At 45.7% G+C, this 15,976-nt stretch carries 14 protein-coding genes; all 14 read right to left on the minus strand.

The window, feature by feature from the left end:
- Positions 1–102 precede the first annotated feature (102 nt).
- Positions 103–2,901, minus strand: coding sequence for an isoleucine--tRNA ligase (gene ileS, locus BLW39_RS02970; protein WP_059377388.1), 2,799 nt, complete (start codon positions 2,899–2,901; stop codon positions 103–105).
- Positions 2,902–3,174: 273 nt separating this feature from the next.
- A complete protein-coding gene (locus BLW39_RS02975) occupies positions 3,175–3,939 on the minus strand; it encodes a DivIVA domain-containing protein (protein ID WP_059377395.1) in 765 nt (254 codons plus the stop codon).
- A gap of 27 nt (positions 3,940–3,966) precedes the next feature.
- Positions 3,967–4,761, minus strand: a complete 795-nt coding sequence (locus tag BLW39_RS02980) for a YlmH family RNA-binding protein (RefSeq protein ID WP_059377404.1) — start codon at positions 4,759–4,761, stop codon at positions 3,967–3,969.
- Positions 4,762–4,765: 4 nt separating this feature from the next.
- Positions 4,766–5,023: a YggT family protein gene (locus BLW39_RS02985; protein WP_059377407.1), complete on the minus strand. Its 258-nt coding sequence runs from the start codon at positions 5,021–5,023 to the stop codon at positions 4,766–4,768.
- Positions 5,024–5,029: 6 nt separating this feature from the next.
- Positions 5,030–5,467, minus strand: coding sequence for a cell division protein SepF (locus BLW39_RS02990; protein WP_059377410.1), 438 nt, complete (start codon positions 5,465–5,467; stop codon positions 5,030–5,032).
- Positions 5,468–5,480: 13 nt separating this feature from the next.
- Positions 5,481–6,731, minus strand: coding sequence for a cell division protein FtsZ (gene ftsZ, locus BLW39_RS02995; protein WP_059377418.1), 1,251 nt, complete (start codon positions 6,729–6,731; stop codon positions 5,481–5,483).
- Between the two features lie 23 nt (positions 6,732–6,754).
- The gene (gene ftsA, locus BLW39_RS03000; RefSeq protein ID WP_059377428.1) at positions 6,755–8,107 is read right to left on the minus strand and encodes a cell division protein FtsA; all 1,353 of its coding nucleotides are present in this window, start codon (positions 8,105–8,107) and stop codon (positions 6,755–6,757) included.
- Between the two features lie 115 nt (positions 8,108–8,222).
- Positions 8,223–8,924: a cell division protein FtsQ/DivIB gene (locus BLW39_RS03005; RefSeq protein WP_059377432.1), complete on the minus strand. Its 702-nt coding sequence runs from the start codon at positions 8,922–8,924 to the stop codon at positions 8,223–8,225.
- 12 nt (positions 8,925–8,936) lie between these two features.
- Positions 8,937–10,031, minus strand: a complete 1,095-nt coding sequence (gene murG / locus BLW39_RS03010) for an undecaprenyldiphospho-muramoylpentapeptide beta-N-acetylglucosaminyltransferase (RefSeq protein WP_059377441.1) — start codon at positions 10,029–10,031, stop codon at positions 8,937–8,939.
- Between the two features lie 12 nt (positions 10,032–10,043).
- Positions 10,044–11,399, minus strand: a complete 1,356-nt coding sequence (murD, locus tag BLW39_RS03015; RefSeq protein WP_059377445.1) for a UDP-N-acetylmuramoyl-L-alanine--D-glutamate ligase — start codon at positions 11,397–11,399, stop codon at positions 10,044–10,046.
- A 74-nt stretch (positions 11,400–11,473) separates the two neighbouring features.
- Positions 11,474–12,430, minus strand: a complete 957-nt coding sequence (gene mraY / locus BLW39_RS03020) for a phospho-N-acetylmuramoyl-pentapeptide-transferase (RefSeq protein WP_059377450.1) — start codon at positions 12,428–12,430, stop codon at positions 11,474–11,476.
- The gene (locus BLW39_RS03025; RefSeq protein ID WP_059377453.1) at positions 12,431–14,575 is read right to left on the minus strand and encodes a peptidoglycan D,D-transpeptidase FtsI family protein; all 2,145 of its coding nucleotides are present in this window, start codon (positions 14,573–14,575) and stop codon (positions 12,431–12,433) included.
- A 4-nt stretch (positions 14,576–14,579) separates the two neighbouring features.
- The gene (locus tag BLW39_RS03030; RefSeq protein ID WP_059377455.1) at positions 14,580–14,954 is read right to left on the minus strand and encodes a hypothetical protein; all 375 of its coding nucleotides are present in this window, start codon (positions 14,952–14,954) and stop codon (positions 14,580–14,582) included.
- A gap of 67 nt (positions 14,955–15,021) precedes the next feature.
- Positions 15,022–15,975: a 16S rRNA (cytosine(1402)-N(4))-methyltransferase RsmH gene (gene rsmH, locus BLW39_RS03035; RefSeq protein ID WP_059377460.1), complete on the minus strand. Its 954-nt coding sequence runs from the start codon at positions 15,973–15,975 to the stop codon at positions 15,022–15,024.
- Position 15,976: the final 1 nt, after the last annotated feature.

Raw genomic sequence — 15,976 nt, forward strand, 5'->3', positions numbered from 1 at the left:
TAATTTCCTCCGTATTTCTTTACTCCATTATTATCACAGAAAACAAAAACGATGTCAAGTGTTTTTACTTGACATCATTTTAAAATTCATTTAATGATTTTTTTAGCCTTCAAAACCTTCGCTCACAGCCGCTGGATAGTACTTCCGTACCAAATCAGCTTCTGCCTTTGACAGTTCTGGGAAGGCAGGGTCAGCACCCAAGTCTTCGTGGTAGCGACGGTCACGTGGTGACAAACCACCGCGGGCCTTTTCAACCAAGATGGCAACATCATCAAAGACTGGTACATCAGCACCGGCAGTGGCAGCATCCTTCACATCAAGTTGTGAAACCATCATAATCAAACGCAAATCCAAGTTCAAGTCAGTCAAAACTGCTTGTTGCTCAGCGGTTAAGTAAAGCGTCAAAGCTGCTTCTGCGTTCTTTCCAATCATGTTAGCGGAACGAGCTTCTTCCAAAGCCTTATTGGCAGCCGAACGGATAGCAAAGACTGTTTCCCACTTGGCCAACAAATCTGTTGTATCACCCAAGTCGGCAACTTCAGGCATGTCTTGCAAGTAAGCAAATTCAGTTGTCGTATTTGGCATGTATGACCAAATTTCTTCTGCCGTATGTGGCAAAACTGGCAACATCAACTTCGTCAAAGCCGTCAAAATTTCATAAAAGACCGTTTGCATTGAGCGACGCAATGCTGAATCTGGTGCTTCTACGTAGACAACATCCTTAGCGACATCCAAGTAGAAGGCTGACAAATCAACGTTGATAAAGTTAATCAAACGAGTGTAAATTTCGTTCAAACGGTAGTTATCGTAACTATCCTTCAAATCAGCTACCAGATTATTCAAGATAACCGTTGCATACTGATCATGAGCGGCCCGGTCCTTGAAATCGACCTTATCCTTGGCATAATCAAAGTCAGATGTGTTCGCCAACAAGAAGCGCATGGTGTTACGAATCTTTCGGTAAGAGTCCGCCACTTGCTTCAAGATTTCATCAGAAACCGGCATATCCTGTGACGTGTCAACGGAAACCGTCCACAAACGTAGGATTTCCACACCAAATTTGTCCCCGACATCCAATGGTGAAATCGTGTTACCCAAAGACTTTGACATCTTGTTTCCCTTACCATCCAAGGTAAATCCTTGTGACAGCAAGTTCTTGTATGGTGCCTGTCCAGTAACGGCTACGGAAGTAATCAATGAAGAGTTAAACCAACCACGGTATTGGTCAGAACCTTCCAAGTACAAATCAGCTGGGTAATCCAATTGAGGGCGTTGACGCATCACACCATTCCAAGATGAACCAGAGTCAAACCAGACATCCATGATGTCTTCTTCCTTCTTGAACTGGCCATTTGGTGAGTGTTCGTTTGCGTAACCTTCTGGCAGCAAGTCCTTGGCTTCACGTTCAAACCAAACATTTGATCCGTGCTTTTCCACCAACTGGGCCACGTGTTCAATAATGTCTGCATCCAAGATGGCCGTGCCGTCTTCTGCATAGAAGATTGGCAATGGCACACCCCAAACACGCTGACGTGAAATGACCCAGTCACCACGACCAGCAATCATGTTGTGCAAACGCTTTTGACCCCATGCTGGGAAGAAGTTCACCCCGTCAATTTGGTCCAAGATATCTTGACGGAAGTTGTCGATTGAAGCAAACCATTGTGGCACGGCACGCCAGATGATTGGCTTCTTTGTCCGCCAGTCAAATGGGTATGAGTGCGTGATTGATTCCTTCGCCAAGAACAAGCCGGCGTCAGTCAACTTCGTAATTACAGTCCCCGTCACATCATCATAGAAGCGGCCTTCAAATTCAGGACCGGCATTCTTGGTCATGTTTCCCTTTTCATCAACGGTGACCACGACGTCCAAGCCATACTGCTTTGAAACGTTGTAATCGTCTTCACCAAAACCAGGGGCCGTGTGAACCAAACCAGTTCCAGAATCCAAGGTAACGTGGTCAGCGTTCATCACAACTTCTTCGGCATCTTCATCCCATGGGTGGTAAGCTGTAATCTTATCCAAGTCTGCACCCTTGTATGAATCCAAAACTTCGTAATCTTCCCAACCAAACTTAGGGGCAACCGTTTCCAGCAATTCCTTGGCAACCACGTACTTCTTGTCTTGACCAGCAGGCTTGACCAAAACATAGTCGAAATCAGGGCCTAAGGTAATTCCACGAGAAGCAGTGACCGTAAATGGCGTTGTCGTCCAAACAACCAAATAAGTATCGCCATCCAAGACACCCTTACCATCCTTAACTCGGTTAGCATAGTAAAGTGATGTTGACTTGATGTCGTGGTATTCGATTTCGGCTTCAGCCAAGGCTGATTCTGATGACCATGACCAGTAAACAGGCTTAGCACCCTGGAAGATGTAACCCTTCTTGGCCATCGTACCAAAGACACGTAGTTGAGCAGCTTCAAATTCGGGTTGCAAAGTAATGTATGGGTGGTCCCAATCAGCCATGATGCCCAAACGCTTGAAGTCTGTCCGTTGCTTATCAACTTGTTCCAAGGCAAAGTCCTTGGCCAAGTTTCGCCACTCGCTCTTTGGCATTGACTTGCGGTCGTGACCAGCCTTGGTCAATTGTTGTTCGATTGGCAAACCGTGCGTATCCCAACCAGGAACGTAAGGGGCATAGTAGCCGTTCATGTTCTTGTAGCGAACAATAATATCCTTGGTAATCTTGTTTAAAGCGTGACCCAAGTGAATGTTTCCATTGGCATATGGAGGTCCATCATGCAAATTAAAGTGAGGCTTTTGTTCGTTTTGGGCCAAACGTTGGTTGTAGAGGTCTTCTGCATACCAAACTTGTTGGCGTTCTGGTTCCGTCTTTGGCAACGAACCACGCATTGGAAAATCAGTTTTTCCTAAATTCAAAGTATCTTTATATTTCATAAGAGAGCTCCTTTTTGTCTAAAGACAAAAACGTCCTGCCTGCCCCATATCGGGACAGACAGGACGTTTTTGACGTGGTACCACCTATCTTTCGCTAGTTAAAAACTAACGCTCTAACTGGCGATAACGGACCAATCCGCTCATGCTTACTATTAGTTCAGCCTGAGAAGGCAGATAAGAGATGCAAGCTAAGTTGAGTGACTGACCATCTTTCACCGGACATGGCTCGCTTACAGTATCAACTTAGCTGACTAGCTTACGCCTAAATCAACTTTAGTTATTTTCTTGATTATTATCTGAGAAGACAACAACAGTTGGGTCTGCAGCCTCTTCCTTATCTTCAGCTTCTTGCTTGGCCTTTTCTTCAACGACTTCACTTTCAACTTCTGCTTCAATCGGTCCCTTAGCAAAGCCTGGAACTTCTTTTAGGTCAGTTGGTAATGAGGCCTGTTCGCCGGCTGGGCCAACTGGTTCGGCTGAAACATGAGAATAGCTAGAACTTTCAGATAAAACTTGCTGAGAAAAATCCGAAGCAGGCAGCAATTCAACTGCTTGTGATAATTCGTCTTGTGCCAACAATTCCTTTTGCTGATCAATCAAAGCAGTAAATGATTGACGGAAACTATCAACACGCTGACGCAAACGGTTTTGTTCATCAATTAAATCAACGTTTTCTTGTGCCAAGCGAGCTGATTCAGCTTCGGCCTTTTGACGAGCTTCATCAACAATTTGTTGTGCTTGGCTTTGGGCGTGGGTCAACTGTGACTTAACTTCTGTTTCAGTTTCAGAACGCAACCGTGATGCAGCGCTTTGTGCAAACATGATTGATTCATTCACTTGTTCACGCTGGCCTTCTAACTCTTCGATTTGCTTTTGTTGCTGACGGTTTTCTTGTTGCAACTTGTCATAGTCTGCCAACAAAGTTCGATAGTCATTATTAACATCATCCAAGAATGAGTCAACTTCGCGAGCAACATATGCCCGTGAGCCTTTACGAGTAAATTCGTGATTTAAAATTTCATCTGGTGTTAATGCCATGTATCTCTCTAGCCTCCCAAATCCATCTCAACGATGAATAATATTAAAAACTGCTTTGATTTTATCCTTTTTACTCTGTCCTGACAAGCTTTCCAGGGAAATTCTTCCAAATTTTCTCACAGAAATCACATCTTTCAGTGAAACTTGCCGGTCTTTCTTGCTTTCTTGCGCCCAATTGACTTGAACTTGGTCACTGTCAATCAGTTCCTGAGCCTTTGCCCGCGAAACATTGAAAGCTGCTGCTATCACAACGTCTAACCGCAAAGAGCTGACCAACAAAAACTGTTCTTGGCCATCGGCTTCTTTGATCAGTGCTTGATCAGCAGCCAAAATCTGCCAATTAATCTTTGCCTTGGCGACTTTATCGATTGAAGATTCGATAAAGGGAACTAAGACCGAGTCGACCACAACTTGAGCTTGACCATGGTTTGAATCGATGACGATATCACCAATACCAGACCGATCCAAACCCGCATGGATCAAAGCACCCAAGACGTCCTTATGACGGATATCAACAAATTTCACCGGAAAGTTCAGAGATAATAGCGTTAAATCAAAATCACTATCCTCAACCTCAAAAAATTCTGGTGCAATCACCACTCGCTGACTTTCCGCCTGGGTAAAAATCCCATTTTCAACCATTTGTAAGTCAGATTGCTGGTTAACAATCGTTTGTACAATGTAACGCTGTCTTGGGTTTAGCAACTTGGTTTGTACTAGACGATAATCTGAAGCCGCTTGATTCACCCAATCTTTGGCCTGCTTGACAAAATCAAGTTCACTGGCATGAAAATGCTGACCAATTGTATCACTGCTAGGCATCTACTTAGACCAGCCAAACCAAGAGGTATTGTGCAATATCCAAGACAATAAACGCTGCTACTGGCCGCAAATCAATCATTCCGCCAATGGGTTTAATAAATGAAAACCATGACAAATATGGTTGAATCAGTTTACCTAATTCCCGGCCAAACCAAGAGTTGTAGGCTCCAGGGAACCAAGACATTAAAACGTAAACGATTAATGCATAAGAATAAATTTTCAACAGCCACGCAATAATTGTGACCAATAATAGTGGAATCATTTTTTATTAGTACCGATTTTGGTTATCCAAGTTTTCGCTCATTGAACCGGCTACTTCATAGCTAGCGGGTGTCAACAAGAAAATCTTTTCACCAACCCGTTCCATCGAACCGGAAACAGCATATACCGCCCCGCCGATGTAGTCCAAAATACGCATTGCTTGTTCTTCTTCTAGTTGCGAGAAATTAACAATCACAGCATCACCTTCGATAACCTGACTCGCAATTGCCCGTGAATCGGCATAAACCTTTGGCTCAAACAAAGCAATGCGAGGTTGTGTTGCCCCTTCAGCACTTGACTGACTTTGGTTTTTAAAAGCCGTCATTTGCTTATTTGCAGGCTTTGGCCGAGGTGCTGGTTCTTGTTCTGAAATTTCTTCGTAGCCTTCTTCTTCGTAGTAATCATCATCACTCGAAAATAGACGCTTAATTCCTTCAAATGCCATGAATCAATCCTCCTTATCGCTTCTTGAAGAATGGTGGTTGATCATCATCTTCACTTGATAGGTCTAAATCAATGTTTTGGTTGACCGGTTCAACCGGGTCAAAGGCTTTCTTTTGAACACCATCGAACTGGCCTTCTTGGTTGCTTGGACGCTTTGTCGTAGTAATGTCCCAGTTTTTGAATGGATCATCATTACTTGCACCTGCATCCGCTTGTCCTTGATCAGTTCGATCAAAGAGACCGTTTTGAGCGCTTTCCTGTGCTTGTGCTGCCGGACGGGCTGGTCGGTTCAAAGAAGAAGCACCAGTAGCCTGCAAACCAGTGGCAATAACCGTAATTCGGATTGAATCTCCAAGATTTTCATCGATTGACGTTCCGAAAATAACGTTCACGTCGCGACCTGCTTCTTGGTTAATCACGTCAGCAGCCGTTTGAGCTTCATAAAGTGACATATCTGGGCCACCAGTGATATTCAGCAAGACATCTTCTGCCCCTGCCATGTCCACTTCCAAAAGTGGTGATGAGATAGCGGCCTTAGTAGCATCACTTGCTCGTGATTCCCCATTGGCAACACCGACACCCATCAAAGCTGGTCCGGCATCTTGCATCACCGTCTTAACATCTGCGAAATCCAAATTGATAAAGCCTGGGCTAGTAATCAATTCAGAAATTCCACGAACACCTTGTGAGACAACGTCGTCAACAATCTTAAAGGCTTCTGACAAAGGTGTCTTTAAGTCGATTCGGTCCTTCAACTTTTCGTTGGTGATCACAATTAGTGAATCAACTGATTCAGCCAATGCTTCCAAACCTTCGACTGCATACTTTGAACGCTTTGGTCCTTCCCAAGAAAATGGGCGAGTCACCACAGCGACCGTCAAAGCACCGAGGTCTTTGGCAATTTTAGCAACAATTGGTGCGGCACCGTTTCCCGTTCCACCACCCATACCAGCAGTGACAACAACCATGTCGGCTCCCTCCAAGGCAGCCTTTAGTTCTTCTGCTGATTCTTCTGCTGCTTTGGCACCGCGTTCAGGATTTGAACCGGCACCCAGGCCGCCAGTTAACTTTGGTCCGATTTGTACCTTTTGGCGTGCCTTTGACTTATCTAAGGCTTGGACATCAGTGTTGGCAACAATAAAGTCAACCCCTTGGATGCCCTCGTCAATCATATGGTTGACCGCATTAGAACCACCACCACCGACACCAATTACCTTGATGACGGCACCGTTTTGGCCTTGCGTTTCGTCGATTGTAAAATCCATGAAAGTACTCCTTTGGGAATGATTTATTCGTTGTCATCAGGTTCGGCAAACAAAGAGGTCAAAGACTTCTTCATCCGCGAGAACATGCCTGACTTTTCTTGTTCGGGATCGGCATAAACACCATCGTCGCCTTCGGCTTCAATTACGCCTTGCTTTCCCTGGTCAACGAGATGATAGGTGCTAGCAGCTGTTTCAGCTGTTGGCTCAACCTGTTCGCCCATTAAGACCATCTTAATTTGCACCGCCAAGTTACTCTGAAAGGCTTGGTGTGAGGCATAAGCTAACGCCCTGGCAAAACTTGGGTGACGCAAACCAATTTGTGTTGGTTGAGCCACTTGAACATTTTGACCAAAATGTTCTTGAGCTTTAGCCAATAACCCTGGTGTGGCAGCATTACCACCCGTGATTAAGAAACCACCCGGCAATTCGTCAGCTCCGATTGTTTGTAGCTGTTGACCCAAACGGTCAAAAATTTGATCATAGCGGGCTGCCATAATTTCTGACAAATAGTGTTCGTCAACTGGCTTTTTGTCAGTTAAGCCAACGGCATCAACATAAAACTGTTGCTGAGCTGAGGCTTGGAATGGATCAGCTGACCCATACTTTTTCTTAATTGATTCTGCATCTTGGATACTAATACCCAAAACAGTTGAAATATCCTTGGTAACTTGAATGCCACCTTCGTAATCAACCGTCATGTACTTCACTTTGTGGTCGTGGACAACCGAAGCGGTCGACTGACCACCAGCCAAATCAATCAAAATCGCACCAAAGTCCTGTTCGGCATCATTCAAAAAGGCTGGCGCCAAAGCAATTGGTGCTAAGACCAACGACTGAATTGCCAAACCGGCTTTTTGAACGGCAATCTTGATTGAATCAACCACCTTAGCTGGCGCCAAATAGGCTAATCCTTGCACTTCAAGACGGACACCAATCATATCGGTTGGATCCTTGATGCCATCAAAACCATCAACGATAAATTCGCTTGGCAAAAATTCAACCACACGTTGGTCCTGCAATGCCAGTGTATCTAGCGCTTGCCTAGTGACGTTGACCACGTCTTGGTTGGTAATTTGTTTATTTTGATTTTCAATCGAAACTAAGCCGGCAACCTTTTCGATGTCGACATGGTTAGCAGGTAAACCTACCACCACTTCGTTAATTTCGATATTTGCTTTTGAAGCGGCCTGCGCTACAGCTTGTTGAATAGCTGCTGCAGTCTCATTCAAATCAACGATCACACCACGGCGTAATCCGGCCCCAGGGGCGCTTCCCGTGGCGATGACATTGAAACGACCATTCTCACTTTGGGCAACGACCACTTTCACCATGGTTGTGCCGATGTCTAATCCAACTATCACGCCATCTTGGGTCATGCATTTTTCCCCTCTTTAATAAAAATTTTAGAAACTAAACCTAAAAATAATCTTATCATATTCTACCTTAGTACGGTAGGCTTTCCAGGCTAATTTCTGCTAAGTTTTGCTTTTTTTAATTGCTATACGGATATGAGTACGAACCGTACTGTAAATCAATCACACCTTGACTGGACATCTGTGCGGCAATCCCAGCATAATAACGCATTTTAGCAGCTAAAGTACCCTGGCTCGCATAGACCGTGTTACCATCGTTCATCACTAAGATTAATTTGTCCGCGTTATTGCCATCGGGGGCAAAGCGGATTTCACCAATATTCAGTCGCAACGCCGAATCTAAGGACGAAACTGCCTTGGCCACTTTTTTGACCCGACTTTGACTAGTAAAGTCCATGTAAACTGGGCCCTGACCATCTGGTTGGCTGACCCGGCTGCGATTACCCGCCGAATCCAGCTGATACCATTGATTTTTTTCTTGAATAAAACCGGCATTAATTTTCTCGCCGGCCTCAATATTGACGGTTTGATTTGTCAATGTAATCTTAACCTGTGAGATTTTGCCGTTACTATTTTTTAATTTTTGCCCTAAAAAAGTTTCCTGCAAGAAAACTTGGTAACGGTAATCACCAGGCTTAATCCCAACTTGTTTTTCAATTGTTTCAGTCGGAATATTCCCCGCATCAACATTGACAACATTAATTTTTAACCAAGGCTGCCAAACGAAGAGAATTGCTGCAATCACGGCCAAAAAAACCAGAGCCACACCGGCACCGGTTCCTGTTTTCTTGCGTGTAATTGTGGCAAATTCCTCTTCCAAGCTAATTTCCTCTTAAATCACCGACTTAATCAAATCGTAGAAACGATCACCAGCATCTGTGATACCAACCGCCGCAGACTGTTTTTCCATTGCTTGCGCCTGGGCATCGTCCAATAGCAAGGCATCCGCTGCCTTAACCAACGAATCGCCATTCAAGTCCGGTTCCTTGATTGAAAGAGCGGCGCCCGCTTCAACTAGTGAACTGGCGTTCTTAGTCTGGTGGTCACCGGTAACAAATGGTGATGGCACCAGAATTGCTGGCAAGCCAAGAGCAGTTAACTCCGCAATTGAAGTCGCCCCTGCCCGCGATACCAACACACTGGCCTTTTTCATCACGGCCGGCATGTTATCAATATAAGGCAGCACCTTAATATGGTCACCCAAAGTCAGGTTTCGTTCGGCCAGCAAGCGGTTAAAGTTGTCAATCCGCTTTGGGCCAGCCACCAAAACGACTTGATAAGGCCGGTCGTTAAAGGCTGGAATGGCTGCCAGGGTGGCCAAGTTGATCGCTGGGGCCCCTTGTGAGCCACCAAAGATTAGCAAAGTTTTCACGCCATCCTTTAAGCCATAGCTTGTCCAAGAAAAATCAGATTGCAAATTAGCCACTTCTTGGGCCCGTGGGTTACCAATTAGAACCGTCTTATCGGCTGGGAATTGGTCTTTAGCAGCTTCAAAGCCCAAACCAATCTTAGTTGCTCCCCGTGCCAAGAACTTATTCGTGATCCCTGCCACAGAATTTTGCTCATGAATCACGGTTGGAATCTTCATTTGCTGAGCGGCATACAAAACGGCTCCCGAGACATAGCCACCCGTTCCAACGACAACATCCGGCTGAAAGCCCTTTAAAATTTTTTTGGCTTCCCGCACCGCTTTCAAAAAGAGATAGACAGTTTTGAAGTTGCTAGCAGATAATGACCGAGAAAATCCCTGAACATCCAGTTGCATAAAGGGAATCCCCGTTTGCGGCACGATATTTTTTTCGACACCACGGTAAGAGCCGATGTATAAGAACTCTGCATCCGTTTCCTTTTGTTCAATAATTTTTGCTAAAGCGAGTGCTGGATAAATATGACCACCCGTTCCGCCACCTGACAAAACAACTTTCATTTTTTAATCTCCTTATGCCAAGTTCATGGCTGCGCGCAAGGCCTTTTCGTAGGCTTCACCGCGAATTTCAAAGTTTGGATATTGGTCCCATGAGGCCGCTGCCGGTGAGAACAACACGACTTCACCAGGCTGAGCCAGCTTCACCGCTAACGGTGCCGCCTCCTCAACTGATTCAACTACTGTCACGGGTAAATTCAAAGACTTGGCCAATGCCACCACCTTATCCTTGGTTTCACCAAAGGCAATCACCTGGCGGACGTTTTTTAAGTCTGGCGCCAAACGCATCAGGTCATCCCCACGGTCCAAGCCCCCAGCCAACCAAATAACTGGCTGATCAAAAGCAGACAAGGCCGCTTGGGTTGCCTCAATGTCCGTTGCCTTGGAATCATTGTAATAGATTACATCGTCTTGCTGGAATAAGAATTCCAAACGGTGCTTAACTCCTCCAAAGCTTTGCAAAACATGGCGAATCCCAACTGGGTTAGCCCCAGCCACAGTCGCCGCAGTCGTTGCGGCCAAAACGTTTTCCAAATTAGGACGGCCAACCAATTTGACATCGGCAAACGGCATCAAAACTTGACCGTCAAAAACCAAGTCATCCCCACTTTGGTGAGCGTAGGCCGCTTGGTTACTAGCATCAAATTCCAAAACCTTGGCCGCCGTCTTAGAAGCAATCACTGGCGTGTCCGGTCCCTCTCCGTTCAAAATCAAGACTTGATCTGCAGTTTGGTCTTCCGTGACATGGATTTTTGCCGCCAAATAAGCTGCGCGGGTATGGTGGAAGTCCAAGTGATTAGCAAAGACATTCGTAATCACAGCGATGTCTGGTGCAAGCGCAGGAATGCCCAGCAATTGGAAGGATGATAATTCCAAAACCAAGGTATCAGCTGCCGTCAAATCACCAACAACTTGGCAAACTGGTGTTCCAATATTACCGGCTACAACCACTTTGCCCTGCGTTGCGTCAGCCTGGAGCATCTTCCCCAATAAAGTCGTCGTGGTCGTCTTACCGTTTGAACCGGTCACCACAATCAATCGACCTGTGAAGGTTGAGAGCGCCACGGCCACTTCCGTTAAAATCGGAATCTCTAACTTGACTGCTTTTTCCAGCAGTGGTTGTTCATAGTGGATACCAGGGTTTTTCACCACGTAATCAGTATCCTCCGCCAAAGCATCTGCCTGGTCGTTAGCCGCAAAGACCACGCCCGCTTCCTGCAGTGCCTTGATTTCATCGTCAACCGGAATCGCATCGCGGTTAGCCACCGTTACCTGGGCGCCCAGCTCGAGCAAGCGCTTTGTGGCTGCTTTGCCGGACTTGGCCCAGCCAAGTACCAATACTTTTTTATTGTTGAAATTCAATTTTGCCATCTGCTTCTCCTAACAGTCTACACAATGAATATAAAACAGTTTATGTACGGTAGTTTACACTACCCGTCTTCTCTTTAAAAAATTAATAAGGCAATCACGGCCAAAATTAAACCGACCGACCAAAAGGCGATATCAATTTGCCATTCACTCCAACCAAACTTTTCAAATGAATGGTGGATTGGCGACATTGGAAAGACCCGCTTTTGGAAAAAGTGATAGGAAACCGTCTGAATAATCACCGACAAAGTTTCAATCACAAAGACTAGCCCAATGATCAACAACGAAATCACAGCGTGCAGAAGAATTGACTCAACGGCCAAACCAGCCCCCAGTGCCAATGAACCAGTGTCACCCATAAAGATTTTGGCCTTTGGCAAATTGAAAATCAAAAATCCAGCCAAAGTTCCAATCAAAACAAAGTTAAAGGAAACCATCGACCAGCTACCGGCCTGCCAGGCGAGCACGGTATTAGCCCCATAGGCAATCACAGCCAGGCCACCAAGCAAACCATCTAAGCCATCCGTTAGGTTGGTGGCGTTTGACCAGCCGACCAACCAAAACCAAATAAAGATCACGTAGAAATAGCCCAGGTAAACCACACCAAAAACTGGCAAATTAAGAATGGCCGGTACATGTAATGACCAAAGCAAAAGCATCACGACCACGGCCGATAAACTTTGCGCCGCCAACTTTGGCTTAAAGGCAAAGCCGTCATCCGCGTGACGAGCCAGCTTTAACACATCATCGACTGCGCCAATCAAGGCAAAGCTACCGATTGCAACCGCTAAAGTCAAAATGGTCGTGAAAGCTGTCCCATTGGCATAGGTTCCTGGCAAACAAAAGGCGACGACTAAGGCAACCAGAACAAAGACCGCGCCACCCAGTGAAGGTGTGCCAGCCTTTTGCTGGTGGTCAGGACCAAGTTTGCGAATGACCGCCTGTTCCTTACTTTGCTTTAGCTTCTTAATTGTAATTGGCATTAGCAAGGCGGTGATCACCATGCCCAACAAAAAATCTAAAACCACTGACATTTATGTTTTCTCCTTAAAGTTAACGTCAATTTTTAATTGTCCGGTGACCGGTGTCCCCGTCACTTGACTCTGCTTTTCACCGTAGCCCGATCCAGTTAAGGTCATTTTCACTTTGGCTAAATAACCCCAAGCTAAGACTTCATTCTTTGTCCAAGAGGTAAAGTCAGGAACCGTTACCTTGCCCTTAGCGGTCAAGAAGATTAACTGTCCCTTAATCGCATTTTGGTTACCCTTAATTGATTGTGCCGAAACGTTACCAGTTGACCCAAGGGTCGTTACCCGCAAACCGGCATCCTTTAAGGTCTGCTCAGCTTGAGCAATTGGCAAGCCCTTCACATCAGGCACCGTAATTTGATTAGTCTTGGACTTAACCCCAGCACTACCATCGTTAAGCGCCTGAAGCATTACTGGACGGAAGACATTGTTCAACGTAATCTGAATATTAGCATCCGGGAAAACCTGCGGCTGACGAACGGCTATATACATAATATACTTGGGATTTTGCTCTGGCACAATTGCCATCACCGAATGAATATCATTGGTCAAACCATCCAAGTACTTTCCATTTTCAGAAATTTGCGCGGTACCGGTCTTCGCCGCCACTTGGTAGCCGGCATCTGCTAAGCTATACTGCTTGGCCGTACCATCATCTGCGTTAACAACGCCAGTCATCGTTTGCAACACCTGCTTGGCCGTATCTGCAGAAATTGGTTGCGCAACCTTTTCGGTCTTACCACGGTAGGTCACCTTTCCCGTTGACGGATTGGTCATCTTATCGACCAAATATGGCCGAATTTCTTTACCACCGTTGGCAAAGGCGGAATAAGCCTGCAAGAGTTGGACCGGCGTCACTCGAATGGCTTGTCCATAGGCCGTATTGGCTTGGTCAATTGGTTGGGCAAAGGACATCGAACCAGATTCTTCATTTGGCAAATCCGTCCCCGTCTTCTGCAAGAAACGGAACTTGGTAATGTACGACTTCCAAGTTTTGGCACCCAAAGCCTGCTCAATATGAGCAAAACCAACGTTCGATGAACGCTCGTAGGCTTGGCGGTAGGTCAAAACCCCTTCGTTATTTCCAAAGGCATCGACCACCTTTTGGCCGTTAATTTCATACGTTCCAGATTGATAAGTATCATTTGGCTGCCACTTACCTTCCTGGATAGCGGCCGCTAAGGTAATCGTCTTCATCGTTGATCCAGGTTCAAATGAGCCCTGGTTCAACAAATTTTCCCAGGTATCCGACAGGCCATCTTGCGTATTTGGATCAAAGTTTGGTCGCTGCGTTGCCGCCACAATTTTACCAGTCTTAGCCTCCATCAAAACGGCCATGGCTGACTTGGCTTTCGTACCAGCAAACAAAACGTCCATCCGGTTTTCCAGCGTCGATTGCAGCTTTTCATTCAGTGTCAGCGTGACGTCGTCACCGTTTTGGACTTGGTTTTTCTTCGAAGTCTCATCTTGACTACCAAGCGAGGTCTGAACCCCGTCCTTCCCACGCAAAAGCTTATTTTCAAAGGCCTCCACCCCTAAAATACCATTCAAAGTTCGCCGACCGACGCTATTTTGAACAGAATTCGTTAGGCCAATAATATGCGAAGCCATCCGATTATTAGGGTAGTAGCGCGCTGGCTGAGAATTAAACTTAATTCCTGGCAGCTTTAGCGCCTTAATTTGGTTATACTGATCGACGCTTAAGTTCTTTGCTTTTGGCCCAAATTCAACCTGTAGCTTATTAGAAGTCAGTTGACTATAAAGAGCGTCGTAGCTGATTCCCAAAATGCTGCTAAGCTTCTGGGCGGTATCCTGTTTGTCAACGACATAATCCGGTTGACCGGCCTTAGTGACCTGCTTTTTATCCAAGACAGCATACATATCGTAAACGGTCGAGTTATCGGCTAGGACTTGACCATCCGAATCCAAAATTTGGCCTCGAGTGGCGGGCACCGTTTCCTTTTGCATAAAGGTTAGCCGGGTCGCCGTCGTTAAATTATGATGGTTAACTTCTTTAAACCCAGCAATTTGAAAAAGACGACCACCCATAATCAAAATAACAAAGAAAGCCCCCAAAAAAAGGAGGCCACCAAAACGCTTTGCATTTCGGGTTATTTTTTTACCGAGTTGTCGTCTTTTATCTTGCTTCATCTGCTTATTGGTTTACATTTCGGACGTTATCTGTGCTTTGTTCCATATTAGCCGATTTTGCAACCTTTTCCAAGTTGTCACGGTTAGTTTTTGCTTGAATTTCACCCCGATAAGAATCATTATCTTCTTTTACCTGAGTAATCTTTTGAGAAATTTGTTGGTTTTGCGCATCAATGCGTTGCATAGAAACCGTTGTGGCAACGGTTCCAAGCATTAACAGCATCACCACGGCCGACATAAAAATCACCAGGCCGCGTTCTCTTTTTGTCCAAACTGCCGCTTGGTATCTTTTTTTGGTACGAACTTTTTTGACAGCCGGTGTCGGTTGTTCTGGTAAGGCTGTCGCTACGTTTTGGTATCGATAAGCGTTTTGTGCCATTTGGAACTCCTTTACTCTAAATTCAAACAAAAACTAATCGTTAACTTTTCATCCACCGCAACAAATACTAAGAATCATCGCGTTTCAAACGCACGATTCCGCGCAGCTGCGCCGAAGCGGAACGGTGATTTTCTTCCTGTTCCACTTCACTTGGGCGGATTGGCTTTCGTGTCAGTAACTCATAATCGGCTTGCATTTGTTCTGGTAACAGTGGCAAACCGCGTGGTAGGTCCGGTTGAGCGGCCCTTTCCCGAAACATCTGCTTAATCAACCGGTCCTCTTGAGACTGGAAGGAAATCGCAGCAATTCGGCCTTGAACAGCTAAGAGGTCCAAGGCTTGCTCCAAAGAGTCTTCTAGGGCGCCTAATTCGTCGTTAACCGCCACTCGAAGAGCCTGAAACGTCCTCTTAGCCGGATGGCCACCATGACGCCGTGCTGGTGCCGGAATGGCATCCTTAATAATTTCAACCAAATCAAAGGTGGTTTCGATCGGTCCCTGCTCACGGGCCTGCTCAATCTTACGGGCAATTGCCTTACCAAAGCGGTCTTCACCATAACGGGTCAAAACACGCACCAAGTCAGAAAACGGCCATTCATTGACAATAACTTTCGCCGTTAAGTTTTGACGACGGTCCATTCGCATATCCAGTGGCGCATCGTGGTTATATGAAAAGCCACGGTCCCCCTGATCAAATTGAACCGAGGACACCCCTAAGTCATACAAGACGCCATCAACTGCTTGGATGCCGCGTTCGTTCAAACTAATCGTTAAGGTCCGGAAATTTTGGAACACCAAGACTAATTTGCCAGCAGCAATTTCGTCTGCATATTGTTGTTGATTATGTTCAATTGCCGTCTGGTCCTGATCAATAGAATACAGGGTACCAGTCGTCAATCGTTTTAATATTTCACCGGTGTGACCACCACCGCCAAGGGTAGCATCAACATAAATCCCATCGGGTTTCACTGCTAAGAGCTCAACAGCTTCTTTTTGGAGGACTGTTACGTGTTCAAATGCCATT

The organism is Fructobacillus pseudoficulneus, assembly GCF_900108455.1.
GTDB classification, from domain to species: Bacteria; Bacillota; Bacilli; order Lactobacillales; family Lactobacillaceae; genus Fructobacillus; species Fructobacillus pseudoficulneus.

Excerpts from the sequence above, each read along its gene's own strand:
- ileS (WP_059377388.1), bottom strand. The coding sequence starts at position 2,901 with ATGAAATATAAAGATACTTTGAATTTAGGAAAAACTGATTTTCCAATG.
- BLW39_RS02975 (WP_059377395.1), bottom strand. The coding sequence starts at position 3,939 with ATGGCATTAACACCAGATGAAATTTTAAATCACGAATTTACTCGTAAA.
- BLW39_RS02980 (WP_059377404.1), bottom strand. The coding sequence starts at position 4,761 with ATGCCTAGCAGTGATACAATTGGTCAGCATTTTCATGCCAGTGAACTT.
- BLW39_RS02985 (WP_059377407.1), bottom strand. The coding sequence starts at position 5,023 with ATGATTCCACTATTATTGGTCACAATTATTGCGTGGCTGTTGAAAATT.
- BLW39_RS02990 (WP_059377410.1), bottom strand. The coding sequence starts at position 5,467 with ATGGCATTTGAAGGAATTAAGCGTCTATTTTCGAGTGATGATGATTAC.
- ftsZ (WP_059377418.1), bottom strand. The coding sequence starts at position 6,731 with ATGGATTTTACAATCGACGAAACGCAAGGCCAAAACGGTGCCGTCATC.
- ftsA (WP_059377428.1), bottom strand. The coding sequence starts at position 8,107 with ATGACCCAAGATGGCGTGATAGTTGGATTAGACATCGGCACAACCATG.
- murG (WP_059377441.1), bottom strand. The coding sequence starts at position 10,031 with ATGAAAGTTGTTTTGTCAGGTGGCGGAACGGGTGGTCATATTTATCCA.
- murD (WP_059377445.1), bottom strand. The coding sequence starts at position 11,399 with ATGGCAAAATTGAATTTCAACAATAAAAAAGTATTGGTACTTGGCTGG.
- mraY (WP_059377450.1), bottom strand. The coding sequence starts at position 12,430 with ATGTCAGTGGTTTTAGATTTTTTGTTGGGCATGGTGATCACCGCCTTG.
- BLW39_RS03025 (WP_059377453.1), bottom strand. The coding sequence starts at position 14,575 with ATGAAGCAAGATAAAAGACGACAACTCGGTAAAAAAATAACCCGAAAT.
- BLW39_RS03030 (WP_059377455.1), bottom strand. The coding sequence starts at position 14,954 with ATGGCACAAAACGCTTATCGATACCAAAACGTAGCGACAGCCTTACCA.
- rsmH (WP_059377460.1), bottom strand. The coding sequence starts at position 15,975 with ATGGCATTTGAACACGTAACAGTCCTCCAAAAAGAAGCTGTTGAGCTC.